This window comes from Bacteroides faecium, assembly GCF_012113595.1.
In the GTDB taxonomy this organism is placed as follows: Bacteria; Bacteroidota; Bacteroidia; order Bacteroidales; family Bacteroidaceae; genus Bacteroides; species Bacteroides faecium.
In genome coordinates this window covers 3111522-3125857 of sequence record NZ_CP050831.1, presented here as the reverse complement: position 1 = coordinate 3125857, position 14336 = coordinate 3111522, and the positions used below count along the sequence as shown (strand labels likewise).

Sequence of the window (14336 nt, the reverse complement as noted above, 5' to 3'; positions counted from 1 at the left end):
GCCCATAAGACAAAGCTTATCCTATTATCTGAATATCTACAGCATCCTGTAACCTAATTATTCAGCCTCCGGATCAACAACACTTGCATTAACCTCAAATAATTTGAATTCCGCCATACTGAAAAAGACAGAACCTGTATTTGTATGGTTTACCGAATAGCGTATATAACGATAGGGCTTGGAATTATCCCCCAGAACAGGAGACATATATGGAGTTGTACTCATCAACATTCCATTCTTATCCTTTGTGAGATTCTCAATCAATTCAAAATTGACTCCGTCATTACTACCCATAATATCCACATCATCAGGGATGTTGTTTCCATTACGTGCCACCGACTCATACTTAAAGTAAGTGATTTCTTTTTTTGTATCTATCTGGAACCAGTGAGGAGACGAAGGAACAGTCCCGCTCCAAGCCGTATGAAAATAAGAACCGGTATTCCCGTCAATAAGATTTGCTATAGGTCCTTCCGAAGCTTCCTGAGCATTCGTTGACAACTGGTCCACGGTCAATACCAATTGTTTGGACTCTCCGAAAACCACTTGTACCGGAGCCGGTTCCGAAACAGCCCGGATTGTCTGGACATTTCCCACATCACCCGTTTCACTATAAGACTGGATCTTAAATTCATATTCTCCGAACTTTTTACGCGTATCCGGAATCAACACACTATCCGCATAAACACTGGCCAGCCTCACCACATCCTGTTCCAATAAATAATCATAATAAGATACTTTTATATATCTGATCGTATTATCATCAGGCGTAACCCAACGAAGCACAATATAACCTGGCTTATCTTGAGTATCGGCACTTAAATCAATCACATCAGAAGGAACAACAGGCTTTGTATCTTCGTCACTGCAACCAGCAAACCCTGTCAAGAGTAGGGTGACAACCAATAAAAATATATTTTTCTTCATAACAGTCATGCTAAAATTTCATTAATAATTAGGATTCTGCACCATATTAGGATTCTTGCTCACTTCTTCAGCCGGGACCGGCAACAAATATTGGCGCGGAGTATCAAAATTACGCACGTCAGGAAGAGTTTTCACAGTAGCAAAGCCACTAATATCAGTAGCATCAATATTCATACCCCTTACCGGCACATTAAAGTACTTGTCCCCCAGTTTCCAACGACGAATATCCCAGAAGTTCTGTTGTTCCAGATAAAGTTCTATCATTCTCTCCTGTCTTACAATTTCTGTCAATTTGCCGTTCAGGCCACCATTTCCCGTATAGCTCACTATAGGATTCTTCGCATTCTTCCAGGAATCCTTAACAGAAAGGAGTCCGGCACGCTGACGCACTCTATCCAGTTTCTCCATCCCCTTTTCAAGATAACCTTCTTTATCATAGGCGATACATGCTTCCGCATAGTTCAGATACAATTCCGCCAGACGAATGACCGGCCACGGATAATCCTTGGAAGGATCTTTCTGCGATTTGGAAGCGGCCACTCCCGGATGAACACCTTTTTTATTCAAGTATCCGGTTTTTGAGTAGTTATTATTTCTGCCCTGCTTGCCGCAATTTCCCTGTTCTGTAAAATCCGTCAACCATTTCTTACCTTCCGCACGTTCAGCTTTCGCTACATAGGCATCCTCCTTAGACTCTGCCTGGCATTCATAATAACCATTCTGAAATGCAATCCAGGCATAAAAACGAGGTTCGCGGTCAATATTCATCTTCAAAGTTTGTCCTTCACCATAAGCAGCATCATCGGGAAACGGAACTACCGAGAAGCGATTCTGATAATCAAACTCAGGATCTTCGTCAATTGGAAGTCCGTTTTTCGTATAAAAGCGCTCCACCATAGTCAAAGTTGGTGCAACACCATTCCAGGAACCATCACTCAGATAAGGCAAGGATTTAGCCTGTAAACCATATGCACCCGCCTTACGCGTCTCGGCAAACAACACCTCTTTTGAATTGTCCTTATCCATAAATGTAAAACGCATCGTACGCTGTGTCAAATCCTGAGGTTCGGGATAGCCGCTCAAGTCCCCTTCTTTCATCTCATATAAACTATACCCGTTAGACTCAGCCAGATTAATTGCCTCAAGTGCGGCATCCGCTGCCTTTTTCCACTTATTTTCGTCATAAGAAAGAGGCATCAACGGACTACCGTCCGTGCCGACAAAGTCATTGTAATATTCCGTATTACCATTAAACAAGGGAGAAGCCGCATAAAGCAATAATCTGGCTTTAAGAGCTTTGGCAGCCACACTGGTTACAAGGCCATATTCCGACCCCGTCCGGGTTGCCGGCAGTCTTCCGGCAGCACTGTCAAACATATCACAAGTCCACTGTACACATTCGTCATAAGAGGTACGTCCCAATAAATTATCTTTTGGAGTATCCAAAACCGGCAGTTCCTTCACTAATACGACAGGACCATAGCATTTAATCAACAGCATATGAAAATAAGCGATCAGGAAATCAGCCTGAGCCACATAACTGTCTATAGTTGCCTGATCAATGCGGGGAACAGAGTTTATATTCTGCTTCAACAAATAACATTGGCGGATACCTAGAAACAAATCGTTCCAATAACTGATGATCAAGTTTCCCGAAGTATAAACACCTTCGGCAAATTTTACATATGCTTCCTGAGTAAAAGGACTTATAATCTCATCTCCACTGAAATCCAGACAATTCTGCACCTTATTAATCTGCGGTATATATCCATAACATGAATACAGAAATCTTTCCGCTGCTTTAGGACTGGAAAAAGCATCTTTATCACTGGCTTTCTCCGCCGGTACCACATCCAGAAAATCACAGGACACCATAACAGTTCCCGCAAACAATGCTAAAAACAGATATTTTATTATATTTTTCATACTATGTAAATTTAATTATTGAAAGTCATTTGGAAACCTACATTAAAGACACGTTGTGTAGGATATTTCAGCCCGCTTCCGCCTCCCTGTTCCGGATCCCATAAATCAAACTTGGAGAATGTCAACAAGTTGGAACCGCTAACATAGAAACGCATTCTTTTAAATGTATATCCAATCTCCATATTTTTCAGTTTCAAGAACGAACCGTCACGCATCCAATAATCAGATGTACGACCGGAGCTACCGGGATTCGTATTATTCAAACTAGTTTTACGAGTCAAACGCGGATATTTCGCATCTACATTCTGATTCGTCGGCGACCATCTGTCATCTGCCACAAATTGCAGCACATTACGCAACGAGTTATCACCGAAAGGATGGAATCCACTCATAAACAATGAAGTTTTCGCTACTCCCTGAAAGAAGAAAGAGAAGTCCCAGTTTTTATATTTGAACGAAGGACCGAAACCATATACGATTTCAGGAACTGTAGGATTTCCAATCCATGTCCAGTCGTCCACGTCCACTATATCATCTCCATACCCATGCATATTCGACACATTGAGGTATTTGATATCGCCTGCTCCCAGTGTAGAACCCATCTGTTGATTGTAGCGGTCTATTTCAGCCTCATCTAAAAATAACCCGTTCGACAAATATCCCTGGTTAACATTGGCACTCTGACCGACTTTCGACTGGAAGGCATATTTAGGAGCTTCATCATATTTAGTAATCTCATTGTGGGCGTAAGTGAACGTTCCCTTAAAGTTCATATAGAAATCCTTGCTGAATGCCTTGTTATAATCAATAGAGAGGTCAAGTCCCTGATTTTTCATCTCGGCAAGATTACCAAACACATCGGTCTTTCCGGTTCCCAGATAAGTAGGAATAGTTCCTTTTTTCTGGAATATATCTCTACGAGTCTCACGGAAAACATCGACAACAATGTTCAGGCTGTTCAATAATTGCAAGTCAATACCAAGATTGATCTTTTCTCCCACCTCCCAAGTTATATTAGTGTTTTCATAACGGGTATAAACCGGTCCGTCCAATCCATAGTTCTGGTCAATACCGGTAGTAAATCCCATACCAGACAGATTAATCATAGGCATATAAATAAACCTTTCACCACCAATCTGGTCATTACCGACCAATCCCCATGAGCCGCGTAATTTCATACTGGTAACAACCTTACGCAGAGGTTCAAAGAAACTTTCTTCACTGATATTATATCCCAGCGCTATGGAAGGGAAAAATCCCCAGCGATGTCCCTTCGCAAAATTCTCCGAACCATTATAGCCCATATTGACTTCCGCCATATATTTTCCGTCGTATGCATACGAAAGTCGTCCGGCAAGACCTTGTTTACGTTTGGGCAGCGAGCTGATAAGTCTTTGGCTGCCTGTATCGCCACTCGGCACATTATTGACAAGTTCGTCTTGATTATAAAGCAACATGGCATTAACATCATGCTTTCCGAATGTACGGTTATAATCAACCATTGCTTCCAGATAAATCCGGCGATCTCCCGCCGTAGCAATGGTATTGTTCAAGTCGGTTGACACTTCGTTGCCTACCCTATTTGTGGTGTAGCTATACGAACCGTCTTCATTCTGTTCATATGACCCCAACAAATATTTATTCCATTCGGCACTATATTTATTGACAGATTTCGACCAGTTCTTGAACGTTCCCAATGCCTTAAACCGAAGCCCCTTGGTCAGAAAGTCTAATTTCTGTTCAAACTCAAGAGCAGCAATAACCGTACTTTCAAATGTATCATTATACCCCGTAGCCAACTGAGCAACCGGATTCCCCTGATAAGCCGTAATCAAACGGTCGGTCGTACCCCATTTCACATGACTGGTTGTTCCGTCCGGTTCATAGAAAACAGGTGCTTCAACCGGACTTGAGTTCATAGCATCCGCAAAAATATCATCAATACCGCGGTTGGGCTCACGCAAGTCACGAAGTTGTACGTTCAATCTCACTGACAACTTGGACGTTTTGCTGAGGTATGCATTAATATTGTTCTGAAAAGCATAACGCATCACGTCAATATTATTGTTATAAGAGAAAAAGTCCTTAGAACGATTCTTCAGCATACCCGATTCGTGATTGACCGAGATACTTGAAAAATAATCAATTTTCTTTCCTCCGCCACGGATGTTAAAGTTCACTTTCTCATTAAAAGCTACATTATTAAACATCTCATCATACCAGTCCACATCCGGAAAAACATACGGGTTCAGTTTCATACGCGTCCCGTTAATCTTATCCTGACTATACAAAACGTCCGGACTGCCATCATTCTTCACAGCTTCATTGAACAGCTCCATATACGTAGCTCCGTCCACGAACTTAGGAGTCTTGGTAGGTTGGCTGACCTGTCCCTCTACACGGAAGTTTATAATCGGCTTGTCCAGATTCTGTCCGGATTTAGTAGTGACAATCATTACACCGTTTGCACCACGAGTTCCGTACATTGCCGTAGCGGTAGCATCCTTCAAGATGGAGAAACCGTCAATCACTTCCGGATCCAATGCATTCAAATCAGCGGAAGATACCTGCACACCATCAATGATAATCAGAGGCGATGTAGCCTGACTCAAGGTTGAAATTCCCCGAATCCAGAAATCAGAACCATCTGCGCCGGGACGACCGGAACGTTGAACAGCTACCACACCGGACAAACGTCCTGCAAACGAATTGGAGAGATTCGTCGAAGGAACTTTCAATTCAGCCGGACGGATAGCCTGTACCGAACCTACCATACTTGCTTTCTTTTGTCCTGTTCCATAAGCTGTCACTACCACCTCATCAAGTGCCTGTGCATCTTCTGACAAATCAATGGCAAGTACCTTCTTATTGCCTACCTTCACTTCTTTAGCGGTATATCCTACATAGGATATTCTCAAAACATCCTTCGGACTTGCCTGAAGGACAAACTTACCATCCATATCCGTGATGACTCCCGTTGCACTTCCCACAATAGCAACACTTGCACCAATGATAGACTCCCCTGTACGTGCATCGGTCACGACACCCACAATTTCTGTCTTTTTGACCTGTTGGGTAGATTCTGCCTTACTCACTTTTAGAACTACATCATTGCCTTGAATTAAATAGCTGATTCCGGTATTAGCAAAAACTTCATTCAACACCTTATCAATTGTACCCGAACAATTAATGTTTTTCAATCGAATATTTTTTAAATCGGCAGCATTATAGAAGAAAACATAATTACTGTTTTTTTCTATAAGCATAATAGCCTCTTTAATTGTAATAGACTGCCCTTTAACCGTAATATGACCTTGAGCACCAAGGACTGTCAACGGATAAAAAAGCAAAACCAGCACGATATATCTGATATATCGCACACCACAGTGTAAACTGAGTAACTTTCTCATGCTTTTAATAATTTGATTAGACATATGGTTAATAAAAATAAATTAGTAAAGAATAATCCGGCCATCGGCTTTCCGGACGTTAAGATTCAGGCTAAAACAAATCTTGTTCAGCACATTGTCCAAAGGTTCATTATAATGAATACTACCGCTAAATGAAGACTCATCCTTGTGTACTCCTTGCAGGAGAATATCAGCATGATACATCTGACCTACGGTTTGAATTAACTGGGTCAATGGGACATCCTTAAAGTTATATCTCCCGTCCTCCCAGCTGATATTAGCAATGTCACTTATCTGTGACTGTGAATCAACCGGATTGTAAGTGAGCTTCTGCAAGGGACGCATCACCGTCTTCTGCCCGATAGATGGAATATTAAATTCAATCTTACCTTCAAATAAAGTGACCTCACTACAGTGTGCGTCCTCCTGCTTCACCAAAAAACAAGTTCCTTTCACCTCTATAAATGCATCGTTAATATATACTTGAAATGTACTTCCCTGATGTTTATGCACCTCAAATAAGGAATTGCCTTCCAGCCATACTTTCCGATCTTGCTTGAATGCTTTCGCATACCGGATCGAGCTACCCGGCTGCATCCACACTTTAGTACTATCGGGCAGCACATACAATTGATTCTTTTCTGCGATTATCTTGGCGTATTTTTCTACTCCTATCTTATCATTCCCAGATAAAAAGAGCAAACTACCTATCACTAAGAGGATTGCAACGGCAGCAGCCAACGTATGCCATAGTTCTATATGAACTATATTGTTCCTAAAAATAAAGGAATGATAATCAAAGGCTATTCATTTAAAAGCTATCTATTTTCAAAAAAAAGACATATTCATTGTAGGGATAAGCCAAGTTGCGGTGTATTTATATATGTAGCACTAATTATCGCAGAACGAAATTGAAATGGAAACAAATATAGATAAAAGAAAAAGATTGATAAGGGCACTGCTAGCAGAACACTTATTGCCGGAAGAAAAACAAAATCTACTAAAGAGAAACTCGGTAGAAAAGGAGATGAAAAAGCAATGGAAACAATTTGAAAATGACCCAGTTAATTCAAGAATAAAAAAACGAATATGGAGAAATATTCAGCGTAGCTGTGAAGGCAGATCCAAAACTTTAGTACATATAGAACTATGGTAGCTTTCTGCCACATTCCACAACTTGTTTCCATTCGTTATGCAATAATCCTCTTCTAATAGAGGATAAATACTAAAAAATCTTTTTTTTAAAAGAAAAGTGTAGGGTTACAAGCAAACAAACAGTATTTATATTAAATTTATCGCATAATAATGTACAAAACATGAAAACACTTTTATCATTCAAAGCTTACTTACTTCTTGTACTCTTACTTTGTACCGCCAGTATTTCGGCAAGTAAAGTTATTTCAGTCACCGAGTTTGGTTTAAAACCCAATAGTCGTATCAATGCTGTACCATTCGTACAGAAGGCCATTAAAGTCTGCAAAGAGCACCCGGGCTCCACGCTTGTCTTTCCCAAAGGAAGATATGATTTCTGGGCACAACATGCCGTTGAAAAGGAATACCACGAGACAAACACATATGATGTAAACCCCAAAATACTTGCTGTGTTACTAGACGAGGTGAATAACCTGACCATTGACGGCAATGGCTCGGAATTCATCATGCACGGACGGATGCAACCATTCACTTTGGATCATTGCCAAAACATTACACTGAAGAATTTTACTGTAGACTGGGATATCCCCTTGACCGCACAAGGCACTGTAACCGAATTGACGCCCGACTTTATGGAAATCGAAATCGACGCCTGCCAATATCCGTACATCATCGAAAACAAACGACTGACTTTTGTTGGTGAAGGATGGAAAAGCAGTGTATGGTCTATCATGCAGTTTGATCCCAAAAACCACTTCGTTCTGCCCAACACAGGAGACAATTTAGGTTGGCGTGGCTATGACGCAGTAGAAGTAAGTCCCGGACGCGTTCGCCTATCCGACCCCAAAGGAGAAGCAAACAAGTTCTATCCTGCAGTGGGTACCATCCTCGTGTTGAGGCATAGCACTCGTGACCATGCCGGTATCTTTATTTTCCATAGTGAAGACACGAAAATGGAAAACCTGAAGCTATTCCACACATGCGGATTGGGCATCTTGTCGCAGTACAGCAAAAATATATCGTTCGATGATGTTCATATTATCCCGAACGCTTCCAAAGGACGTGTATTAAGCGGACACGATGACGGCTTTCATTTTATGGGGTGCAGCGGTCTGCTCAAAATTGAAAATTGCAGTTGGGCTGGACTAATGGATGATCCTATCAATATTCACGGAACCTGCTCCCGTATCATGGAAGTTATCTCCCCTACCCGTATCAAGTGTAAATTCATGCAAGATATGAGCGAAGGTATGGAATGGGGACGCCCGAATGAAACTATCGGATTTATAGAACACAATACAATGCGTACGGTAGCCACCGGAAAAATGACTAAATTCGAAGTATTGAACAAAGCTGAGTTTATTATTGAACTGTCTGCACCGCTTCCTACAGGAGTAGAAGCCGGATATGTTATAGAAAACCTGACTTGCACCCCTGACGCGGAAATACGCAACTGCCACTTCGGAAGTTGTCGTGCGCGCGGCTTACTTGTATCTACTCCGGGAAAAGTTGTTATCGAAAATAACGTGTTCGAATCAAGCGGCTCCGCCATCCTGATTGCCGGAGACGCCAACGCCTGGTATGAATCGGGCGCAGTAAAGGATGTATTAATACGTAACAATGATTTTCGCTATCCGTGCAACTCTTCACTTTATCAATTCTGCGAAGCTGTGATTAGTATTGACCCGGAGATACCGACACCGGAACAAAAGTATCCATACCATCGTAACATTCGCATTGTAGAAAATACGTTCCATCTTTTCGATTATCCGATTCTCTTCGCACGTTCGGTAGACGGACTTACCTTCTCTGACAACACACTGATACGCGACACTACCTATCAACCGTATCATTACCGCAAAGAAGGAATCACACTGGAAGCTTGCAAATCTGTGATTATTTCAAATAATAAGATTGAAGGAGATGTATTAGGACGAAAAGTCAAATTCGAAAGGATGAAAGCTTCCGATATTAAGATTAGTAAAAATTCATTCTTTCAGAAAGTCAAATAATAAATTATTAGCTTGTAATAAAACCGTTATAGCATAGCTTTAGCCTATCTAAAGCTATGCTTTTCTTATGCTAAAGCACTACTTTCTCTTTATTCTTCGGATACTTTTCTCATAAAAAATCTATCCCATAAATACAATGAACAAGGGCAGATTATCTTTAATAAACTTCAATGCCAAAGTAATCTGGCGCTCTATCGCTTTTTCTGTAACTGCACACTGTTCCGCAATTTCCTTATTAGACAGATGTTGTTCGCGACTCATCTTAAAGATGCGCTGTCGTTGAGGTGGAAGTTGGGCTATTAATCTATCAACATAATTTTTCAAATCAGCCGCATCCAATTCTTCCTCTATATTGTACGAATTCTCAATTCCCCTTAGAGCCGTCATTTTAAAATTCAACTCATTAAAATATCTACGCGAATAATTGAAAATGATATTACGGGTAATGATAAAAAGGAAACCGTCAAAATTCTTGGTTTCATCAAACGTTTCTCTCGATTCCCAAACTTTAACAAAAACATCTTGTACCACTTCAGAAACCTCAGACGAAGAAGTTATATAAAGCCGCGCAAAGTTATAGACTTTTAGCCAATAACAATCATATAAACGCTCAAATGCAGTCGTATTTCCAGCCTTTACTTCAGTTAAAATCTCCTGTTCATCCATATTGTACAAAAACTATACAAATATAAAGAAAAATAAATAAACTTCTATATTATTTGAAAAAATCATCCAAAAACATCTCTTTTTATTCATCTGACTTAAGTAAACAGAAGATACGACAACAAGCGAACCGTCTTTGGAAAGATCGGCCCGCTTGTTATATCAATATCAAAAGACGTTACTACTTATTGTGCAAAAGCATGGCGATAGCCTTGTACCTTATTCCATCCCCCACGAGTAAAGTCGGGTATTTCTACCGGAGCTGAATTATTTTCGATAGAAAGACGGGTAAGTTCAGCCATACAACACCATTCTGCAAGGTCATAAACATCCATATCCAACGGTAAACCATTTTGTAAACAATACGCCAGACGATAATCCATTATAAAATCCATACCGCCATGTCCGCCAATTTTCTTTGCAGTTTCTTCCAATTCCTTATGAATTGGATCTTTATACTTATCCATCAAAGCCTTTTTGACATCTTCAGGAACAGAACCGTGCATATTTAATTGTTCATGGTTTGGCACATCTTTAGAATCGACCTGCGCAGGGCGCAAACAATATTCTTCAATCGGATATTTGCTGGCATAACCGTCAGCCCCAACAATCTGATACATACGGCTATAAGGACGTGGAGTCATTACATTATGCTGAATCAACATCGTTTTACCATTTTCTGTACGGATAAGAGTTGTAGTCTGATCGCCATTTTGAAAGTTATCCACTTTCTTTCCAGTCTTATTCTTAATATATGCCGGTCCATTGACCGCTTTTGTATCCATAGCCACTAATGTTGTCATACGATCACCACGGTGTATACCTAGAACTTGACAAGCCGGTCCCATGCCATGTGTAGCATATACATCTCCGCGATGCTCCCGGTTATACTCCATACGCCAATTGTTCCAGTAATAAGGCCAGAAATCTTCGAGATTATGGATATATGCGCCTTCTACATGCAACACCTCACCAAACACTCCTTGCCGCGCCATATTAAGCGACGTCAACTCAAAAAAGTCATATACGCAGTTTTCAAGTTGCATACAGTGCTTACGAGTCTTTTCGGAAGTGTTGATTAATTGCCAGATTTCGTCCAGTGTCATAGCGGCAGGCACTTCGATAGCCACATGTTTACCATGCTCCATGGCATAGACACCCATTTCTGCATGATGCTTCCAATCAGTGGCTATATACACAAGGTCAATATCATCCCGTTCGCAAAGCTTTTTCCACGCCTCTTCGTCTCCTGAGTACAAAACAGCTTCAGGGCGACCTGCTTTTTTCAAAATTTCTTGTGCTCCCGATGCACGTCCGGGAATAAGATCACATAAAGCCACAATCTGCGTTCCCGGAATATGAGTCCAACGTTCCACTGCACCGGGACCACGCATTCCTAATCCGATGAAACCGACACGTACGGTTTCAAGTTTTGGAGCAACAAGTTGGATTACATCTTTCTGTCCGACGGGACGGGCAGGAGTTTCAACCTTTACAGGGGTAAAATTCTTTTTGAGCTTTGTTCCTTTTGCATAAACGGTTTGTGAAGTAAATAATACAAGACCGATTGCAACAATTGTTAGTAGTTTTTTCATCATAAGTTGAAGTTTTAATGGGGGATTATTTTTTCATTCTGACTGTTGATACATTAAAATTGAGTAATTAATTTCCGCACGCCATCCGCTTGCACGGCAAATAAAGAAGCACCGTTAACAACTATTGATTGAGGTACTGTGAATTGGAAAGTATTTGCAAAGTACAATAGTGCTCCTTTTCCATCCGTACCTTTTCTGATTTCAAAAGCGACAGCTTCATCGCCATTAGCAATAGAGACTGTTTTCCCCGAAATTGCAGCACTGACCGGCTTCGTTATTTGGATATTATTTTTGAACTGTATATAATAGCCCACATCACCGACTTCTCGCGCACGATAATCCGTAGCAGGAAAATCGCTTGCAATCCGGTCTTCAATGTACTGAATCGGGACAGCCTTTTTATCATATTTGGAGATTTCACTTTTTGTATTCTCTATCATTTGAGCGGTTACCAAATAATTATAAGTTCCATATTGCTCGATTTGAGTATTCACTTCTTTAAAGAATCCCCACGTTTCGAAAAAGTCAGTGAGATCTTCTTGTGCAGCTTCACACACAGCCTTTACAAAAGCCATTTGGCGTTTACCCGGATCCGACTCCGGAATATCCCCATATTTATCGCGCATTATCTTAAACACTTGAGGCCAAAATACAGGTTTATTCTCATTGCCTTTACAACGTTCGTAATAAATCCACAATTGCCAGTTCATACGCATATGCATCTCTGTATCTTCATTCTGGTGAGTGGAAGTGCCCATGTTCCACCATGCTTTCTTGTCACCATAAACTGTTTGAGCAAGATAGTTAATTCCCTGGCCACGAGATTTATATTTTCCTAGTCTATAAATGATGTAATTAGAGAACAAGTTATTAGACGATTCGGTAGACGACGGCCAATTGATTGCTTCCTGATGCACATGACCAATCTCATGGGCAGGTCCCCATGCATTATCTTCGGCAGCCATGACATTGTCATACAAAAGAATGTTACCTAAATAAGTATATACAAAGGCTATTTGATAATCAGACGCCCACATATAACTCCCTTCCGGAGAAATAGCAAACATATGATTATTAACCTGGCTAGGGCGTACATCTTCTATTCCCATCAATTCCTGTTGCCAGCCTATAATATTATCCCACAAGTTGATAGCAGACAATATATTATTCGGCAAATACTCAAGCATTTTCGTACGATGGAAATAGAACATAATCTTCTCGCCACGTACACAAAAGTATTTGTGCGTTGCCTTGTGCAGCAGTTCCGAATATTTAGTATCTGTCCTATGCTTCTTCAAGTCGAAATACCCGTTTACTTTACCACTACCCAATGGAATATGTATTTTAATGGGATTGGCACTGGAAGAAGTTATATCCGTATTATACATAACAAACAACTGTCCTTGCCCTTTCATCATCAGTTTGTTAACTCCCGGCTGTAACATATAGACATCCCCACTCGCTGCCGTTTGTACATAATCCGTTCCGGTTTCCCAGATACATTGTAATGAAATGTCTTGTCCGTGAGTGTCACCTACCAGCACAATAACTTCATCTCCTGCATTCACGGAGATTCCAGTCGGATTATCCAAATTACTGTATTTTTTGGTCATCAACTTTTCCGCCCATTCTTCTACGTTACTGTATGCCTCGTACTCATGAATTCTAAATTCTTTTTCCCATTCATCGTAACTATTATTTTTCAGCGCTTCCGCGATGCGAACAAAGTAAGCAGGCAATGCATTGATTGCTTCTTCGTCGACGCCCGTTTTAAGCGCCGTACAAGTAACGTCTGTAAATACAGTCAGAAGTTGTTTATCCAAAGTCTTATCCGTATTCTTTTTAAAGAACTGCATTTCGTCACAACTAACAAAATTGCCTAAACCGCTTAATACTTCAAACTTGACACCAGTCGCTTTTACGCCCTGAGAGAACGAAACTTTGGAAGGAGCATTCTGCTCTTTGAAATCATACTCTCCCTGCAAGGTATAACCGGAACGGTCGGGGTTGGTAGTCGTATATACTCTGAGCTTTCCAAAATTTCCATTACCGGAACGAGTATAATAAATCAAATAGTCTATTTCCGTATCTCCCCTAAAATAATACTCTAATATGACAGGGAAATGTGCAGACTGCCCCCATGGAGTATGAAAAGGGTCAGCTCCATCCGCCGCAAATTTTCCGTCATATGTATTTGTGATATCTTGCCCGGGCTGATGCTCACTATCTTTTCCACCATAAGGCTGAACTAAATAATCACTTTCTACTATTACATCATTGGGACCGTATTGAGTGATCGAGATGGAGTAATTCCTGACGGAAGAAGTAACTTTAATTATAGTTTCCCTTTTTTCTCCCGCATTAGCTTTGGCGGAGATAATGATTGACGCACCGTTCGTATCCTGCTTTTTACTTACAAATAGCCAATTAACAGAACTAACTACATTCCAATCATTTGTGTTTAATGTTGTATTGACAGGTATGGTGATTTGTGTTGCATTGTTATCCAGGCTTTTCGTCAGCTGGGTTGATTCTATTTCAAAAACAGAGGTTATATCGCTGTCTTTATCACTACATGACATATTCGCAGTCCATAAAATGGATAACAACAGTGAGGCTATTATATTTCTAATCATGGTGAGTAGATTATA

At 40.7% G+C, this 14336-nt stretch carries 9 protein-coding genes; 2 read left to right on the top strand and 7 right to left on the bottom strand.

Annotated features, from left to right (window positions below; all coding sequences use genetic code 11):
* Positions 1-57 precede the first annotated feature (57 nt).
* From BacF7301_RS11050 to BacF7301_RS11035, 4 genes are read right to left on the bottom strand one after another with little or no spacing between them, the layout of a single operon-like run.
* Positions 58-927, bottom strand: a complete 870-nt coding sequence (locus tag BacF7301_RS11050; protein ID WP_245208439.1) for a discoidin domain-containing protein — start codon at positions 925-927, stop codon at positions 58-60.
* Positions 928-948: 21 nt separating this feature from the next.
* On the bottom strand, positions 949-2853 hold the full coding sequence (locus BacF7301_RS11045) for a RagB/SusD family nutrient uptake outer membrane protein (RefSeq protein ID WP_167962752.1): 1905 nt from the start codon (positions 2851-2853) through the stop codon (positions 949-951).
* A gap of 11 nt (positions 2854-2864) precedes the next feature.
* Positions 2865-6263, bottom strand: coding sequence for a TonB-dependent receptor (locus BacF7301_RS11040; protein WP_167962750.1), 3399 nt, complete (start codon positions 6261-6263; stop codon positions 2865-2867).
* Between the two features lie 42 nt (positions 6264-6305).
* The gene (locus BacF7301_RS11035) at positions 6306-6965 is read right to left on the bottom strand and encodes a FecR family protein (RefSeq protein ID WP_256380259.1); all 660 of its coding nucleotides are present in this window, start codon (positions 6963-6965) and stop codon (positions 6306-6308) included.
* A gap of 214 nt (positions 6966-7179) precedes the next feature.
* Here BacF7301_RS11035 and BacF7301_RS11030 point away from each other — a divergent pair, with 214 nt between their 5' ends.
* Both BacF7301_RS11030 and BacF7301_RS11025 read left to right on the top strand, forming a co-directional pair.
* On the top strand, positions 7180-7419 hold the full coding sequence (locus tag BacF7301_RS11030) for a hypothetical protein (RefSeq protein ID WP_167962748.1): 240 nt from the start codon (positions 7180-7182) through the stop codon (positions 7417-7419).
* 160 nt (positions 7420-7579) lie between these two features.
* Positions 7580-9427, top strand: coding sequence for a right-handed parallel beta-helix repeat-containing protein (locus tag BacF7301_RS11025; RefSeq protein WP_167962746.1), 1848 nt, complete (start codon positions 7580-7582; stop codon positions 9425-9427).
* A 120-nt stretch (positions 9428-9547) separates the two neighbouring features.
* Here BacF7301_RS11025 and BacF7301_RS11020 read toward each other — a convergent pair whose 3' ends face one another.
* From BacF7301_RS11020 to BacF7301_RS11010, 3 genes are all read right to left on the bottom strand, one after another.
* Positions 9548-10093, bottom strand: coding sequence for an RNA polymerase sigma-70 factor (locus tag BacF7301_RS11020; protein ID WP_167962744.1), 546 nt, complete (start codon positions 10091-10093; stop codon positions 9548-9550).
* A gap of 182 nt (positions 10094-10275) precedes the next feature.
* A complete protein-coding gene (locus BacF7301_RS11015; protein WP_167967173.1) occupies positions 10276-11685 on the bottom strand; it encodes a Gfo/Idh/MocA family protein in 1410 nt (469 codons plus the stop codon).
* Positions 11686-11738: 53 nt separating this feature from the next.
* Complete coding sequence (locus BacF7301_RS11010) at positions 11739-14321, bottom strand: M60 family metallopeptidase (RefSeq protein ID WP_245208437.1); 2583 nt, start codon at positions 14319-14321, stop codon at positions 11739-11741.
* Positions 14322-14336 lie beyond the last annotated feature (15 nt).